The sequence below is a fragment of the Asticcacaulis sp. genome, from assembly GCF_047605585.1.
Lineage (GTDB): Bacteria > Pseudomonadota > Alphaproteobacteria > Caulobacterales > Caulobacteraceae > Asticcacaulis.
Window position 1 is genome coordinate 53599 of record NZ_JASGFK010000010.1, and the last position, 16640, is coordinate 70238.

The following is a 16640-nucleotide window of genomic DNA, read 5'->3' on the forward strand; positions in this document are numbered from 1 at the left end:
AGAGTAATTCGCAAGCGAGCGAGGCGTGTGGTCTATTTGCCGCAGTGCCGCCTGGAGACTTAATTCACATAAGTCAGGAGCCGCCGGGTCACTTCCGCATTAATGGTGTGGGGCAGGCCTGGCACGATATCCAGCGTCACATCGGCGCCGAGCGCGACCAATTGGTCATGAGCGGCGATGGCGTGCGCGGCCGCCATGATCGGATCGGCGTCGCCATGTATCAGGTGAACCGGCATGGCCGGTTTTGTCTCAGGCGGGGCGGCGAAACGGCCTGACAGACCGATGACGGTGGCGGCGATCCGGTCCGCTTGCTGGGTGGATTCCAGAGCCATGATGGCGCCCTGGGAAAAGCCGATCAGCAGGGTCTCGTCAGTTGGAACCTGCATCTCCGCCTGCCATTGCTTTACGCAGGCGATAAAGGCCGGCATGGCTTCGGTGACCCTTGCCGGACGGGTCTCTTCGGTAACGCCGCGTACGGAGAACCACTGATAGCCGCCGCCGGTATCGGACGGATAGGGCGACGCCACACTGACCACGGCGGTATTCGGGTGAGCGTCGGCAATCACCTTGCCAAGCGTGACCATATTTTGCGGCAGGGCGCCGACGCCATGAAACAGCAGGACCAGCCGATCCGGTGCCCCCGGGCGCTGAATGATTATGGACGTCATTTCGCCAGTTCGCGCTCGATGGACGCCACCAGGCGCGGATCATCGGCGGTCACATCCGGGGCAAAGCGTTCGACGACCTGACCGTCCTTGCTGATCAGGAACTTTTCGAAATTCCACAGAACTTCCCCTTCCGGGCTGACGGGAATGCCGAACTTTTCCAGACGTTCGCGCATCGGGCCGGCGCTGACGGCTTCTGGCTGTGCCGATGTGAAGGTGTCATAGAGCGGGTGCTTGTCAGGCCCCACCACGCTGATCTTGCCGAACATCGGAAAGGTGACGTCGTAGGTGCTGTAGCAGAAGGTCGCGATCTCATCGTCCGTACCCGGCTCCTGAGCCAGGAAGTTATTGGCCGGAAAGCCGAGGATTTCGAGCCCTTCGCCGGACTTTTCGCGATAGAGCGCCTCCAGGCCTTCGTACTGCGGCGTCAATCCGCATTTCGAGGCCACATTTACCGCCAGCAGCACCTTGCCCTTGAAATTGCCAAGTGTCGCCGGCGTACCGTCGATGCGCTTCAGGGGGATGTCGTAAATGTTGGTCATGGGGTACTCCTCAGATATGGGCGTAAAGTGCTTTCTTCCTTGCGCTTTGGCAAGAGCGGGACCACCATATAATCCATAACCCGTATACGCATAAAAAGGGGAGGCTTGCGTGCATCTGATCGCCAACATCATTACCGGGCTGGTCGCGGTATTGCATATCGGTTTCCTGATCCTGGAAATGTTTCTGTGGCAGACGCCGTTCGGCCGCAGGACCTTCGGCCTGACGCCCGAATTCGCAGCGCAATCCGCCAAACTGGCGGCCAATCAGGGACTCTATAACGGTTTTCTGGCCGCGGGTCTGATCTGGGGGCTTCTGGCGCCTCATGACGGTTTCTATATCAAGATATTCTTCCTGACGTGCGTGATCGTGGCCGGGCTTTACGGTGGTTTCACGGTCAAGAAGTCGATTCTGTTCATTCAGGCCTTGCCCGCTCTGATCGCGCTGGTATTGCTCCATCTATGAACTTTATGCTGCGTACCGCGCTGCCGGCGGATATTCCCGACCTGAAAGCGCTGATTGCCGAGTCGGTCATGGTGTTGCAGGCCGGCGATTACAGTCTGGCCCAGCGTGAGGCGGCGCTCGGCACGGTCTTTGGCGTCGATACGCAATTGATCACCGATCAGACCTATTTGGTGATCGAAACCGAAGGCGAGATCGTCGCCTGTGGCGGCTGGAGTTTCCGCAAGACGCTTTATGGCGCCGATGCCCTGGCGGGGCGGGAGGATAACCGGCTTGATCCGGCGACGGACGCTGCCCGCATCCGGGCCTTTTTCGTCAAGCCTGGCTGGACGCGACGCGGCCTGGGCGGGCAGGTGCTGCACGCTTGCGAGGCCGCTGCCACGGCCGCCGGTTTCCGGCGCTTTGAACTGGGGGCGACCCTGACCGGCATTCCGCTTTATCGGGCCTATGGTTATACGCAGATCGAGACCGCCGAAGCCCAGATGGCCGGTGGCCTGAGCCTGGAAATTGTGCGCATGGGCAAGGCTGCCGGGTGACGGATATTCACTATATAGACGATCATATGCTGGTGGCGGAAAAGCCCGCCGGCCTTCTGAGCGTGCCAGGCCGCCTGCCGGAAAACAAGGATTGCCTGATCACGCGGTTGCAGGCCGATTATCCTGACGCCCTGACCGTGCACCGGCTGGATATGGCCACGTCCGGCCTGATGGTCTTCGCGCGCGGGGCCGAGGCGCATCGCACCCTGTCGAAAGCTTTCGCCGATCGCCATGTCTCGAAGTGCTATATTGCCGTGGTGGCGGGCGCTCTGGAGGGTGAGGGTGAGGTCGATTTGCCGCTCATCACCGACTGGCCCAACCGGCCGCGCCAGATGATTGATCATGAGATCGGCAAGCCTTCGCTAACACGCTGGCGTGCGCTGGAAAGCGGACAGGGGACCACACGGGTCGAACTGGAGCCGGTCACCGGCCGGTCGCACCAGTTGCGCGTGCATATGATGGCGATTGGCCATCCGATACTGGGAGACGTCTTTTATGCCCCGCCGGAAATCGAGTGTTTAAGCCCGCGTCTGCTGCTTCACGCCGAGCGCTTAAGTTTGCCGCATCCGGTTACGGGAGACAGGATGGATTTTCATTCAGAGGCGCCCTTTTAAATTCATCATACGAATTTCCTTGTCATGATACCGGTGTCAGAATAGGGTGGCGGCATAAACAGGAAACGCCATCATGAAACATCTTGCCCGCCTGATTTGGGTGTTCGCCGCCCTTTTCGCCTTACCGGCCATGGCCCGTGAGCAGATGTCTCTCAATGACAACTGGCTGTTCATGAAGGGCGATGTACCGGCAGCACAGGGCATCGATTTTCAGGCGACGGGCTGGCAAACCGTTACTCTGCCGCATACCTTCAATGCCGATGATGCCAACCAGGGCGGGGATAAATCCCGCGGAGAACTGGAGGGCGTCTATTATCGCGGACCGGGCTGGTACCGCCGACAGCTCGACATCACGCCCGTGGCGGGCCAGCGTTATGTTCTGCAATTCGACGGCGCGGCGCTTATCACGGATGTCTGGGTCAATGGACGGAATGTCGGGCATCACGAAGGCGGTTATGCGGCCTTCCGTTTCGATATCACCGAGGCGCTGAAAGCCGGCAATAACCTGATCGCGGTGCGGGTCGATAATAGTCGTGTGCCCCAGGTGGCGCCGCTCACGGGAGATTTTAACGTCTTTGGCGGGCTCTATCGCAATGTATCCCTGATCACCACCGGCGGGGTTCATATCGATCTGATGGATCATGGCGGGCCGGGTGTGTATGTAACCACTAAATCGATCAGCGCGGCAAAGGCCGATATCGGTGCGCGCATCCTGCTGAAAAATGACAGCGAACAGCTGGCGAAGACGACCGTCAGGACGCGTATTCTCGACGAAAACGGCCGGGCCGTGGCGTCCGGTTCGCAAGGCGTCTCACTAGCCGCTGGACAGGCCTTGCCGATTGAGCAGGCGCTCATCGTCAACCGTCCGCATTTGTGGAATGGTCGCAAGGACGCTTATCTCTATTCGGTAATGGTAGAGGCGGGAAATGATCGGATAAGCGTGCCACTGGGTATCCGGACTGTGGCGATCGATGCCGATAAGGGTTTCCTGCTCAATGGCCAGCCCTATCGCATCTACGGCGCCAATATGCAGCAGCCGGGCCGCAAGGACAAAGGCACGGCGGTCAGCGATGCCGATATAGATGAGGACATGCAGATCCTGGACGATATGGGTGTTACGGCCCTGCGTCTGGCCCATATGCAGCATCCGCAGCGCGTCTATGACGATGCCGACCGCATGGGCATGTTGCTGACCACCGAAGTGCCGCTGGTCGATGAGATCAGCGCCGGTCAGGCCTTTCAGGACAACGCCGTTCAGCAGATGCGCGAACTGATCGCGCAGAACTACAACCATCCGTCTGTGGCCTTGTGGGGGCTGGGCAATGAGATCCGCCACACCGATCCGGACCCCAATCTCGTCCTGGCCGCCTTGCAGAGCACGGCCAAGACCATGGACCCGACACGGCCCACGGTTTACGCCCATTGCTGCCTGGCCGACGACGATCCGGTGGCCGGGCACAGTGATGTCATTTCCTACAACCGCTATTTCGGCTGGTATGGAGACACCTTCGCCGACATGGGCAAGTGGGCCGATGCGCTGCACGCGAAATACCCAAAACGCATTTTTGGCGTATCGGAATATGGCGCCGGCGCCAGTATCCTTCAGCAGGAAGACGCACCCAAGGCCGTGGTGCCGCAGGCCTTCTGGCATCCGGAGCAATATCAGGCGCTTTATCATGAAGGCAATTGGCGCGAACTGAAGGCGCGGCCTTATCTGTGGTCGGACTTCATCTGGGTGGCGTTCGATTTTCCGTCCTTCCGCCGCAATGAAGGCGACCGTCCGGCGATCAATGACAAGGGACTGGTGACCGAAGACCGCCAGACGAAGAAGGATGCCTATTACTGGTATCAGGCCAACTGGTCGGACAAGGGCATGGTCCATATCACCAGCCCGCGCGATATCCGCAAGCGCATCCGCCATGTGAAGGTGAAAGTCTATTCCAATCAGGCCGAGGTCAGGCTGTCACTGAATGGCCAGCCGATTGGCGCGCAGCCGGCGGGCGATCACGTCGCCATCTGGGAGATTGACCTGAAGGACGGTGACAATGTCGTTGAGGCCTTCGCCGGCAAGGACCTGCATGATCGCGTGGTGTGGAATTACGAAGGGCCCAAACCGTAAAGTCTATGCCTTGAGCCAGAGCGGGCCGGCTTCCACCCTGGCCGAGAATTTCCGCTGAGGGAAGCAGGTGAACTGGCGCGAGGTAATGGTATTGACCGACATCCATTCGCCGACCATCTCGTCCGGCGTCAGGGTCAGGCGAACGAAACCGTTATAGGCGTCTTCGGCGGCCAGAACTTCACTGTTCTGGTCCGCCAGGGTTTCGGCCAGCTTCAGGTCGGGCAGCCAGGAATCGAGCCAGCGCGTCGGGCTGGTGATGGCGGTGACGCCCAGTTCGACAGCCACGGGCTGGCCAACACCGTCACAAAGCTGGTTGGCCCAGGCGCAATGACTGTCGCCGGAAACCACCACGGTCCGCGCGCCGGCGGTCTTGATCATGGCGTAGAGACGTTCGCGCTCGGCCGGATAACCGTCCCAGGCGTCGAGATTGAACGGTAGGGGATCGGCGCTATCGAAGAGGGCCACGAAGGTATCTAGCTGTTTGCGCACGCCTTCCGGCGACATGCCGCGCAGGCCCTTGACCGTATCCGGCCCCAGGCGTTTGACGATATCCGGGCCATTGACCCGCGCCATGACGACCTGATTGCCCAGCACCTGCCAGGTCACGCCATCACGCACCGACTGACTGAGGGTGTTCTGCAACCACTGCCGCTGATCGGCGCCCAGCAGTTCGCGCGCCGGATCATTCAGCCTGGCGCGGAAAGCGGCCTTGTCCGGCTTGCCGTCACTGAAGGTCAGGTCCTCGGCATAATCGAGCTGCTTGCTACGCGCCAGCAGCCGGCTTTCCAGCATGACCAGTTCGGCTAGCTTGCCGAAGCGGAAACTGCGATAAATGGCTTCGCGCAACTTGCCGGGCTCAGCGTCGCGGATCGGCATCCATTCGCTGTAGGCCTTGAGCGCCGCCGCCTTGCGCACGCCCCAGTCGCCTTCGTCCGGCTGGTGGTTTTCCGCACCGTCGCGCCAGGGGTTGTTGCAGATCTCGTGATCGTCAAAGACGCAGATCCAGGGCGCACGGGCATGGGCGGCCTGAAGGTCTGCATCGCGCTTGTACTGCGCATGACGCATCCGGTAGTCCGCCAGGGAAACGATCTCGTGCGCCGGTTCGGGGATACGCATCAGCATACGGCCATTGCCCATGCCGTAATCGGTCAGGCCCGCGCCATATTCGTAGATGTAGTCGCCAAGATGGACCACGGCATCGACGCGGGGCAGGTCGGCGATGGCGCGATAGGCGTTGAAATAGCCGTTCGGATGCAGGGAGCAGGAGGCCACTGCCAGCACCACCTTGTCCGTTTCCAGCGGCAGGGTGCGGGTGCGGCCTACGGGCGAAGCGATCGGGCCAGCCAGGAAGCGATAGACATAATCGGTATCCGGCGTCAGGCCGCGTATATCGACCTTGACCGTATAGTCGCGGCCGGCATCGGTATAGGTCTTGCCCTGGGCGATCAGTGTGGTGAAGCTATCGTCGTGCGCCACCTGCCAGGTAATATCGGCGCCGCGTTCCAGGCCGCTGATCCGTGTCCACAGGATCACCGCATCGGGCAGGGGATCGCCGGAAGCGACGCCATGTTCGAAGCGGACGGCGGAGGGCGTTTCGGGAAGCGCCGATGCGCCGAGCGCGGGCGCGGCGGCAATCGTGCCTGCGGCAAACAGGACTTTCCGGCGGCTGACCATCCCCATAAGGCTCCCGCTGTTTCCGATGGTTTCAGCGGATAGGGTGATTTGATGACAGCCGTTTTGCGGATATGTGACTGTTTTTGTGCTGAAAAGTTAACGTGACAAGAATCGGTATCGGCCGGAACCGATCTCCAGGCGGCTTTTTCCGTCTTCGATAGTGGTTTTGACCGGCTTGCCGCCTTCGCTGATCTGCGTACCGGGCAAGTGCAGGATGGCGCGGGCATTGGCCGGTACGGTAATATCCAGCGTAAAGCCCTGAGGCGTCTGCGTCCAGTCGGTTGAGATGCGGCCGAGCACGCTGTCGTAATCGCCGCCGCCGGTCTTGACGCGCGGATCGAGCACCGGATCGAAGGTGAAGGTTCTGAAGCCTGGCGCCGCGGGCGTAATCCCGGCGATTCGGCGGAAAACGAAGCCGTTCACCGCACCCAGCGCATAGTGATTGAAGGAATTCATCGATACGTCGCCGGTATCGGCATTCCAGCGTTCCCAGATGGTGGTGGCGCCCTTGGCGACCATATAGCCCCAACTGGGGAAGGTGGTGCGCAGCAGCAGGTTATAAACGATATCGTCATATCCGGCGTCGCTCAGCACATCGAGGCTTGAGGGCGTGCCGAGGAAGCCGGTCGAAAGCAGCATGCCGCGGCGTTTTATATCGGCCACCAGATGCGCGGCGGCGGTGGCCCGCAGGTCGTCGGGCACCAGACCGTATTTCAGCGCCAGTATGTAGCCGGTCTGAGATCCATTGCCGAGACTGCCATCGGGATGGACAAAGGCCTTGATGAAGGCGGTCCGGATGGCGCTGGCGGTTTCGGCGTAAGGGGCGGCATCGCGGCCGGTGGCCCTGGCCATTTCCGTCATCATGTCGGCGGACTGTTTCCACATCGCCGTGGCCACCAGATCCTTCGGTGTGGTGGGATCGCCGGGTTCCCTGGCGTCCAGCGCGAGCCAGTCGCCATAGTCGTGGCCGCGCTTGTTGGTCCAGATAAAGTCCGGATTGTTGGTTTTCAGGAAGGTCAGGTAGGCGGTCATCGCCGGCCAGTTCTGCTCGATGATGGCGGTGTCGCCGGCACGCTGCCACACGGTCCAGGGCAGGATAATGCCGGCATCGGCCCAGCCGGGCGAGGCGCCGTATGTGCCCCAGGCCGCGTCCCAGGTATTGGGGGCGAAGTCCGGGAAGGCGCCTTCCGGGCTTTGAGTATCGCGCACATCGCCCATGAAGCGCTGTGTAAAGGTGGTGACGTCCATGTTGAAGGCGGCGGCATCCCAGAAGACGCCGGCATCGCCCATCCAGCCGAGGCGCTCATCGCGTTGCGGGCAATCGGTCGGCAGGCCGACAAAGTTCGAGCGCTGGCTCCACAGGGCATTCTGCCACAGTTGCTGGATGATGGGGTTGCCAATGCGCAGATGGCCGGTTTCCGCCAGGTCGGAATGGATGACGATGCCGGTGATGTCGCTGGCGCCGGGTGTGCCGGGATAGCCTGACACCTCGACATAGCGGAAGCCATGATAGGTGAAATGCGGCTCGAAGGTCTCGCCTTTCGGGTCTCCCTTGAGGATATAGGTATCGGTGGCCTTTGCGGCGCGCAGGTTGGATTGATCGACATGACCATCGGCCAGCAGGACTTCGGCAAAGCGCAGGGTAACGGTATCGCCTGCTTTGCCCGCCACCTTCAACCGGGCCCAGCCGGCGAAGTTCTGACCGAAATCAAAGACGTAATTGCCGTTGTCCATCTTCTTGATGGATCTGGCGGTCAGGATCTGCGTCCGGCGGATCGGCGGTGAGCTTTGCGCCTTGAGTGCGCAGGGCGGTATGGGGGCGAGATGGACGGGTTGCCAATCCGTAGGGTTGCCCGGCTCGGACCAGCCGGGGATTTCTCGCCGGGCGTCATAGGTTTCGCCATTATAGATTTCGCTGGATGTGATCGGTGAAGGGGCAATCGACCAGTTTTCATCTGTAATGAGGCGCGATTGGGTGCCGTCGCTGTAGGTCATTTCAAGCTGGGCGATATAGCGCAGAGGGGGCGGGCCATAGGCGAAACGGCCGGCCGGCGCATTGTAACTGCCATACCAGCCATCGCCGACCAGAGCGCCGATAGTGTTCTCACCGTTTCGGATCATTTTCGTCACATCATAGACGCGATAAAGGGCGTGATCGCGGAAATCGCTGCTTTCGGGCGTCAGCAGGGCGTCGCCGACACGGGCGCCATTGATCCAGGTCTCGTAACCACCCAATGCACTGGCATAGAGGCGGGCGGAAACCACGGTTTTCGCTTCGAAGTCCCTGCGCAGCAGGAAGGCGCCTTTTCCGGGGAAGGCCGCCATCTGATAGGCGGCTTTGACTGCGGTCTGCCAGCCGCCGTCATTGAAGGTCGTTGTGGTCCAGCCTGCTGGCTCGCCCAAAGCGGTTTTCGTACCAACACTGGAAATGCGCTGCTCACCGGCACGGATCATGAGGCCGGCGGCAATCTCCGGCTGGTACATGGCAAGAAAGCCATCCGGATCGCGCACCTTCAGGGCGACGACGTGATCGCCGGCCGCCAGGTTTATCGGCGTTTCCACCAGCTCGGCCTTGCCGAAACGGGGCTCGCCGGTCGGTGGTAATGTAATGGTCTGTCCGTCGATAAAGAGGTCGTAATTGTTGTTGGCGATGGTGAGGACGGTGGTGTCCGTGGCTTGCAGCAGGGTGAATTTCAGGCGGAACAGGCGATGGCTCTTGTCCGGCGCGCGGCCACCGCTGACCCAGATCAGACCGGTTTCACGATCGGCGCGTTGTTCGGCGTCTTCGGCGGCGATCCAGCGGGCGGTCCAGTCAGCCGGATCGAGCAGAGCCATTTCCCAGTGTGCGGTCGGGCTGGTGGCATGATGACCGTGAGTGTCCGTAACGGTCACCTGCCAGAAGGCCTGTGCCCGGGACTCCAGCCGCTGGCCATGGTAGGCGATATCGAAGCTTTGATCGGATGAGACCTCACCGGAATCCCACAGATCGTATTGCCCCGCTTTCAAAGCGGCTGCTGTGGAAGCGACCTTGACCCGGTACGAGGCCTGCATCGTGTTTCGCTCGGTGGAAATAAGCTGCCACGACAGTCTTACGGCCTGATCGTCCAGCCCCATCGGATCGGTCAGCGCATTGGCCTTCAGCGCCATGACCTGCAAACTATTGCCTGCGGCCAGGGCAGGAAGGCTTGTGGCGGCCGGCATCAGGGCGGCGGCGGACAGCAGGCCGCGGCGAGAGAGCGTCATCTGGCATTTCCTCATTTATTATAATATGTATTATGTTTGCAGAAAATACGGCTCTGCGCAAGCCCGGCTGTGTTTAGGGTTGCTCAGCCAATGTGTAGATTCGCGCCATTTCCAGCCAGGTCGAGCCTTCCGGGCCGAAGGGCAGGGGCTTCTGGAAGGTGCGCATCAAGGCATCCCAGGCCTGGACATCGGGATTGGCGTCATCCCGCGCCGCCTTGGCGGCCGGATCGAAGTCCGGTCCCTGTTCCATGATCAATACCATGCGGTCGCCGACCAGATAGATTTCCAGTTCGCGAATATTGTCGGCCCGGATGGCATCGGTCACGGCCTGTGGTGGCCCGCCGGCCCGGTGCCAGGCCTTGTAAGCTTCAATGCCCTCGGCATGGATATCGACGGCAAAGACCTTCCGGATTGTATCGGTCATTCCGGAATATTCTCCTTGAAGATCGCCTGGACGCGGATCGGCAGATAGGATTTCACGGTCTCGCCGCGCAGGGTGCGGGCCAGCTGGTCGATCGCCTCGCGCGCCTCGACATAGGGGTTCTGGTCGATCACCGCGTCCATCACGCCATCCAGCAGGAACTTGCGGGTATGGTCGGTCAGTTCGTGTCCGATAAAGACGATCTTCTGGTCGCGGCCGGAGTCTTCCAGCGCCCTGGCAATGCCGCGATTACCGGCGCCGATATTGTAGATACCGGCCAGGTCCGGATATTGCTGGAGCAGGGTGCGGGCTTCGCGATAGGCGGCTTCGTCATCGTCGTGCACCTCGCGCAGTTCGACGACAGAGAGATTGGGGTAGGACTCGCGCAGGATATGGCGAAAGCCCATCTCGCGTTCTTCATGGCCGCGATAAGACAAGGAGCCGGCGAACAGGGCCAGCTTGGCCGGCGCCTTCGGCAACAGACGGCCGAGCAGATAGCCGCTCAGGCGGCCGGCGGCGCGATTGTCGATGCCGATATAGCTTTCACGCGGCACATTCGAGATGTCGGAAATCAGGGTAAAGACGAGCGTGCCGGAATTGCGCAACTGCCGCAGGGCTTCGCGTACGACAGGGTGATCCAGGGCGATCACGCCAACCGCCCTTGACTGACCTGAAAGCTTCAGCAGGGCATCGGCCAGGGCGTAGGGATCGAAGCCCTCAGTCAGGTGCAGGCGTAACTCAATATCGCCGCGGTCGGCGCTGATCTCTTCCAGAGATTTCGACAGGTTACGGATGAAGCTATTGGTGCCATTGGGCAGGATGAAATCCAGTGCCACCGGTGCACGGCTGATTGTGGCCTCTCCCGGCAAGGCGATATAGCCCAGGCGTGAGGCGGTCTGGAAAACAATCTCTCGCGTGCGTTCGCGTACGCCGGGGCGCTTGTTGAGCACGCGGTCGACGGTAGCGGTGGAAACGCCAGACTGTCTGGCGATATCGATCAGAGTGGCGCGGTTCACGGCCATGGGTGCGCTTCTCCCTGAATTCAGCCGCCTGGCGCGAGGGGCTGTCTTTGGCATCAAAATACATCGAATATGCCGGGGTGAGTCAAGCAAATTTCATGACATGCATACAGGTGCGAGCGGTGTCGTACGCGGGCTCTCAGAATCAATATACTGATTTTATTTTAAATTTCCAATTTATAGCGATGGCGAAAAAGAAATTACACATATGATGTATGATGATGTATTGACATCACTCTTGATCGGTATATGACTGGAGCGCATCAAAAAATAAATGTGTACAGGGATGCGATCTGGCCGATGGCGGAGCTTTTCAAACGAACCTACACGCGCCGTGAACTGTCGGCGCATACCGGGCAGTTGTCACAATTCGCCGGCGTGCGCCTGATGACGCTGGGGGATGGTGTGGAGCGTGGTGTGCGGATGCTGGAGTTTCGCACGGGTACGGGGCTTCGCTTCACGGTTCTGGTCGATCGGGCCATGGATATCGCCGATTGCGAGCACAATGGTCGCGCCGTGGGCTGGCATTCACCCTCCGGTTTTCGTCATCCGGGATTGCATGAATATGAAAGCGAGGGTGGCCTGGGTTGGTTCCGCTCCTTCTCTGGCCTGATGGTGACCTGCGGTCTCGATCATATCCTGTTCATGGATGACGATGATGCCAGTCAGTACGTCTATGGGCCGCGCCAGACAGTGAAGTCGTCCCTGCATGGCCGCATTGGCACCATTCCGGCGCGACTGACTGGCTATGGCGAACGCTGGGAGGGCGAGGATTGCATATTGTGGGCGGAGGGTGTGGTTCAGCAGTCCACCGTCTTTGGTGAGGATCTGCATCTGATCCGTCGTATCGAAGTGAAGGTCGGTTCCAACGACATCCATCTGCATGACCGCGTGGTTAATCACGGTTTCTATCGCACGCCGCACATGTACTGTTACCATATCAATGTGGGGCATCCGGTCCTGGCCGAGGGCTCGCGCTATGTGGCGCCAATCCGCGATGTGGTCTGGGCGGCTCATGCGGAAGATTACCAGAAGCAGGGGGTTGGTTATCGTACGCTGTCGGAGCCGAAACTGAACTTCCACGAGCAGGTCTGGCAGCACGATATGCAGGCCGATGCGGCGGGCAAGGTCAATGTCGCTTTGATCAATGAAAACATTGGTTTCGGCTTCGAAGTAGAGGTGCTGAAGGCGCAGTTCCCGGCCATGTATGAGTGGCAAAACCTCCAGGCTGGCCATTATGCCCTGGGAATTGAGCCGGCCTCCAACCATGTTTTCGGCAAGCCCTTTGCGAAAGAGCGTGGCGAACTGATCTGGCTCGAACATGGCGATGAGCGTCGTTACGACAGCGTCTTCCGCATCCTGCCGGACGCTGGCGCCGTGGCCGATGCTGTCAGCCGGATCGAAGCGGTTAGCCTTCAGCCGGCGGCAGACTATCCCGCGCCATCCGGTCATTTCCCGCCAATCGAGGGGCGCTGATATGCAGGGACGCACAATCCTCTACACGGGCGCGGCCGGTGGCCTGGGACTTCAGACCACGCTGAACTTTCTGGCGCGTGGCGCCACCGTCGTGGCGGTCGATCATGATGACACCAAGATCGCGGCGTTGACATCGGCGGCAGCCGACATTTCCACCGGCTGCCTGCTGGTAACACGCTCTGACATGTCCGATCTCGAAGGCTTCCGCGCCGATATCCGTGCCCGCCGGGAAGAGACGGGCGGTTATGATGTGGTCATCAACAACGCGGCCATCTATCCGTCTAAATCTTTTGAGGCATTTACGATCGAGGACCACCAGAAGGTCCAGTGCGTCAATGTTGATGCCGGTATTGTCGCTGTGCAGGAAGCCTTGCCCGGCATGAAGGCCAAGGGCTTCGGCCGCATTATCAATATCGCCTCGATCACCCTGTCCGGCGGCTGGCCGAATATATACCCTTACGTGGCCTCAAAGGGGGCCCTGATCGGCCTGACCCACGCCTGGGCGCGGGAGTTCGGCCCCTATGGCGTGACGGTCAATGCCATCTCGCCGGGCGCTTTCCCGACCGATGCCGAGGCGATCAATCCCGATCCGGAAGGCTATAACCGCCATGTTCTGGCCCAGCAGGCGGTCAAGCGCCGCGGCCATGTCGGCGATATCGCCAATGCTATCGCTTTTCTCGCTTCCGAAGACACAGGTTTCATCACCGGCCAGACGCTGAACGTCAATGGCGGTTGGGTGATGGATTAAAACAGACTTATAAGGACTTGATTTCACATGGGTATCTTAAGCGGCATTCGCGTTCTCGATTGCTCCATCGCCATGGCGGGGCCGTTCGCAGCGCAGCGCATGGGCGATATGGGTGCGGACGTCATCAAGGTGGAGCCGACCACCGGCGAATGGCAGCGCCATGCCCCGGCCGGTGGCGCCTGGGGCAATGAGATCAATGTCTCTTTCCTGTCGCTGAACCGCAACAAGCGTTCGCTGGCCGTCGATCTCAAATCGCCGGAAGGTAAGGCTCTGCTGCTCGATCTGGTCAAGTCGGCGGATGTCTTCCTGCAGAACTATCGGCCTGGTGTGGCGGCGCGTCTCGGCGTCGATTATGAGACCCTGTCGGCCATCAATCCGAAGCTCGTCTATGTGTCGATGTCGGGCTACGGCGAGGAGGGGCCTTACAAGAACTATCCCGGTCAGGACCTGCTGCTGCAATCCATGTCGGGCGCCATGATGTCGGCCGGATCGAAGGACACGCCGCCCTCGCCGGCGGGCCAGTACCTCGTCGATGCTATTACAGCGTACACGGCTTTCGAGGGGGCTCTGGCGGCGCTGTTCCACCGTGAACGCACGGGTGAGGGGCAGAAGGTAGAGGTCAATATGTTGGACGCCATCACCACCATCCAGATGCAGGAGCTGTCGGTCTTCACGGTCGGCAAAAAGCCGCAGACCCGTACGGTGGAGCCGCACGCCCATAGCTATATCCGTGCGCCTTACGGTGTCTTCAAGACGAAGGACAGCTACATCACCATCGCCATGGCCAATCTGAAAAAGCTGGGCGAACTGATCGGTGAGCCCTTCTTTGCTGATCTGGAGGACCAGACGGATTCGTGGACCTACCGCGATGAAATCTATGCCATGACGCGCATTAAACTGGAGGAAAAGACGACTCAGGAATGGCTCGATCTGTTCCGACCGGTCGATATCTGGTGCGGACCGGTTTATGGCTATGAACAGGTCGTCAACGATCCGCAGATCAAGCACAATGGCACTTTCGTTGAATATGATCATCCGACGGAAGGCCGTGTGAAAACACCGGGCTTCCCGATCAAGTTTTCCAAGACACCGTCAACCGTTGATCGAGGCGCCCCGCGCGTCGGTGAACATACGCGCGAAATCCTGGCGGCGGCTGGTAAGTCCGAAGCTGAGATCGATGCTCTGTTGGCCAGCGGTGCGGTGAAACAGGCCGATGTATAAGGGCCTGACCTGGGATCATCCGCGTGGCTTCAATGCGTTGGATGCGGCGGCAAAGGCCAATCCCGCGCTTGGCCTGTCATGGGATAAGCATTCGCTGGAGGGGTTTGAGACGCACCCCATCGCCGAACTATGCGAACAGTACGACCTGGTGGTGCTGGATCACCCGCATGTCGGCGAGGCGGTGGCCGGCGATTGCCTGCGGCCGCTGGAGGATATCTTCACGCCGGAAGAGATCGACGGTTGGACACGCGACTGCATCGGTCTGTCGCTGAAAAGCTACCAGTTTGCTGGTCGGCACTGGGCCTTGCCGCTCGATGCCGCCACGCAAGTGATGGCGTGTAAAAGTGGCCACAATATCCCGCAGACATGGGATGAGGTGCTAGCTTTCGATGGGCCTGTAGCGCTGTCACTGGCCGGACCGCACGCGGCGCTGAGTTTTCAGTCAATCTGCGCGGCGCTCGGTGAGCGCCCGGCGGTGAAAGACCCGGACCTGTTTGTCAGTGAAGCCGTCGGGCTGACCGCGCTCGATATCATGCAGCGCCTGACGGATAAGTCGCCACCCAGTGTGCGGGATAAGAACCCGATCGGCATTCTCCAGCATATGGTCGATCATGACGATGTAGCTTTATGTCCGCTGATCTATGGCTATGTGAACTATGCCAATGACCTCACCTTCGCCAATGCACCGCGCAGCGCCGGCGGAATCGGCTCGACCCTGGGCGGCACGGGTATCGGCATATCGAAGCGGTGTAATCTTACGCCTGAACTGCTCGATCATCTGCGCTGGCTGATGTCGCCGCCGGCGCAGATCGGCTTCATTCCGGCGCATGATGGCCAGCCGTCGCTGCGCGCTGCCTGGAGCGACGAGGGCGTCAATGACCGCTGGGGTAACTTCTATCGCAATACCGCAGATACGCTGGAAGCCGCCTATGTCCGGCCGCGTCATAACCGCGCCATCGCTTTTCAGACCGCGGCGTCGCAAGCCATCCGCGACACGCTTTATGCCCGGCTGCCGCATGGTCAACTATTGATTCAACTGCAAACCCTCTATGCCGGAACGCGGATTCCGGGATCGGAACGCTGACCCTCATGACTGAAGACCTCCTGTTTGAAGTGGATGGCCATGTCGCCGTCATCACCATCAATCGCCCGGCCAAGCTCAACTCGATGACGCCGGAAATGGCCTATTCACTGGAAGCCGCCGTGGCCGAATGCAATACATCCAATACTATCCGCTGCGTGATCGTCACCGGCGCCGGTGAACGCGCTTTCTGTGCTGGCTCGGATATCCGCACGCTCGACGACTACGCCACGCCGTGGGAATTCCGTAATCGCGGCGACTACTGCGACGCCATCCGCCTGTGCCTCAAGCCGACCATTGCGGCGGTCAATGGCTATGCCTTCGGTGGTGGATTAGAAACGGCTATGAGCTGCGATATCCGCATCGCCTCATCGAACGCCCAGTTCGCTGCGCCGGAGATCAAGCTCGGCTGGATTGGCGGCGGCGGTATGGCGGCGGGGCTGGTCCATTCTATCGGGGCCTCCAATGCCTCACTGATGATCCTGACCGGTGATGCCATATCCGCGCAAAAGGCCGAGCAATGGGGCCTGGTCAGCGAGGTGTGCGAACCCACCGATCTGATGGCTCGTGCCCGCGCGATCGCTGAAACCATCGCCAGCCGCGCGCCGATCGCGGCAGAAACCGGCAAGCTGAACCTGCGCGCCGCCCACACCATGCCTTATGAAAAGGCCGTGGAATACGAACGCGATTTGCAAACCATCTGCTTCGCCACCGAAGATGCGCTGGAAGGCCGCGCCGCCTTCAAGGAAAAACGTGCGCCGCTTTTCAAGCGGCGCTAATAGCAGATTGCGTAAGCGCAATCTGCTATTAGCTTTTTTGCT

Annotated in this window: 15 protein-coding genes; 9 read left to right on the forward strand and 6 right to left on the reverse strand. The window is 60.3% G+C overall.

Annotation, left to right across the window (positions count from 1 at the left end; genetic code table 11):
- Nucleotides 1-59 precede the first annotated feature (59 nt).
- Both ypfH and QM647_RS17510 read right to left on the reverse strand, forming a co-directional pair.
- Nucleotides 60-668: an esterase gene (ypfH, locus tag QM647_RS17505; RefSeq protein WP_414996839.1), complete on the reverse strand. Its 609-nt coding sequence runs from the start codon at nucleotides 666-668 to the stop codon at nucleotides 60-62.
- Nucleotides 665-1207 (reverse strand): glutathione peroxidase, encoded by a 543-nt coding sequence (locus QM647_RS17510; RefSeq protein ID WP_414996840.1) that lies wholly within the window; start codon nucleotides 1205-1207, stop codon nucleotides 665-667. Before QM647_RS17510 ends, ypfH begins: the two co-directional genes overlap by 4 nt.
- A 109-nt stretch (nucleotides 1208-1316) precedes the next feature.
- On the opposite strand from QM647_RS17510, the gene QM647_RS17515 reads away from it, so the two are divergent.
- The 4 genes from QM647_RS17515 to QM647_RS17530 all read left to right on the forward strand — a co-directional run bounded on the left by QM647_RS17515 (nucleotide 1317) and on the right by QM647_RS17530 (nucleotide 4936).
- A complete protein-coding gene (locus QM647_RS17515; RefSeq protein ID WP_414996841.1) occupies nucleotides 1317-1670 on the forward strand; it encodes a DUF1304 domain-containing protein in 354 nt (117 codons plus the stop codon).
- Nucleotides 1671-1675: 5 nt separating this feature from the next.
- Nucleotides 1676-2203: a GNAT family N-acetyltransferase gene (locus tag QM647_RS17520; protein ID WP_414996842.1), complete on the forward strand. Its 528-nt coding sequence runs from the start codon at nucleotides 1676-1678 to the stop codon at nucleotides 2201-2203.
- Nucleotides 2200-2817 (forward strand): pseudouridine synthase, encoded by a 618-nt coding sequence (locus tag QM647_RS17525; RefSeq protein ID WP_414996843.1) that lies wholly within the window; start codon nucleotides 2200-2202, stop codon nucleotides 2815-2817. Before QM647_RS17520 ends, QM647_RS17525 begins: the two co-directional genes overlap by 4 nt.
- Nucleotides 2818-2890: 73 nt before the next feature.
- Nucleotides 2891-4936 (forward strand): glycoside hydrolase family 2 TIM barrel-domain containing protein, encoded by a 2046-nt coding sequence (locus QM647_RS17530; protein WP_414996844.1) that lies wholly within the window; start codon nucleotides 2891-2893, stop codon nucleotides 4934-4936.
- 3 nt (nucleotides 4937-4939) lie between these two features.
- Here QM647_RS17530 and QM647_RS17535 read toward each other — a convergent pair whose 3' ends face one another.
- From QM647_RS17535 to QM647_RS17550, 4 genes are all read right to left on the reverse strand, one after another.
- On the reverse strand, nucleotides 4940-6616 hold the full coding sequence (locus QM647_RS17535) for an alkaline phosphatase D family protein (RefSeq protein ID WP_414996845.1): 1677 nt from the start codon (nucleotides 6614-6616) through the stop codon (nucleotides 4940-4942).
- A 90-nt stretch (nucleotides 6617-6706) separates the two neighbouring features.
- The gene (locus QM647_RS17540) at nucleotides 6707-9853 is read right to left on the reverse strand and encodes a family 78 glycoside hydrolase catalytic domain (RefSeq protein WP_414996846.1); all 3147 of its coding nucleotides are present in this window, start codon (nucleotides 9851-9853) and stop codon (nucleotides 6707-6709) included.
- 73 nt (nucleotides 9854-9926) lie between these two features.
- On the reverse strand, nucleotides 9927-10277 hold the full coding sequence (locus QM647_RS17545) for an L-rhamnose mutarotase (RefSeq protein ID WP_414996847.1): 351 nt from the start codon (nucleotides 10275-10277) through the stop codon (nucleotides 9927-9929).
- Entirely contained in the window at nucleotides 10274-11296 is a 1023-nt protein-coding gene (locus tag QM647_RS17550; RefSeq protein ID WP_414996848.1) for a LacI family DNA-binding transcriptional regulator, read from the reverse strand. Before QM647_RS17550 ends, QM647_RS17545 begins: the two co-directional genes overlap by 4 nt.
- Before the next feature lie 297 nt (nucleotides 11297-11593).
- On the opposite strand from QM647_RS17550, the gene QM647_RS17555 reads away from it, so the two are divergent.
- The 5 genes from QM647_RS17555 to QM647_RS17575 are packed head-to-tail and all read left to right on the forward strand — an operon-like array spanning nucleotide 11594 to nucleotide 16598.
- Complete coding sequence (locus tag QM647_RS17555; RefSeq protein WP_414996849.1) at nucleotides 11594-12769, forward strand: aldose 1-epimerase family protein; 1176 nt, start codon at nucleotides 11594-11596, stop codon at nucleotides 12767-12769.
- 1 nt (nucleotide 12770) lies between these two features.
- Nucleotides 12771-13517 (forward strand): SDR family NAD(P)-dependent oxidoreductase, encoded by a 747-nt coding sequence (locus QM647_RS17560; protein WP_414996850.1) that lies wholly within the window; start codon nucleotides 12771-12773, stop codon nucleotides 13515-13517.
- A gap of 27 nt (nucleotides 13518-13544) precedes the next feature.
- Complete coding sequence (locus tag QM647_RS17565) at nucleotides 13545-14738, forward strand: CaiB/BaiF CoA transferase family protein (protein WP_414996851.1); 1194 nt, start codon at nucleotides 13545-13547, stop codon at nucleotides 14736-14738.
- Nucleotides 14731-15822: a carbohydrate ABC transporter substrate-binding protein gene (locus QM647_RS17570; protein ID WP_414996852.1), complete on the forward strand. Its 1092-nt coding sequence runs from the start codon at nucleotides 14731-14733 to the stop codon at nucleotides 15820-15822. Before QM647_RS17565 ends, QM647_RS17570 begins: the two co-directional genes overlap by 8 nt.
- A gap of 5 nt (nucleotides 15823-15827) precedes the next feature.
- A complete protein-coding gene (locus QM647_RS17575; protein ID WP_414996853.1) occupies nucleotides 15828-16598 on the forward strand; it encodes an enoyl-CoA hydratase/isomerase family protein in 771 nt (256 codons plus the stop codon).
- Nucleotides 16599-16640: the final 42 nt, after the last annotated feature.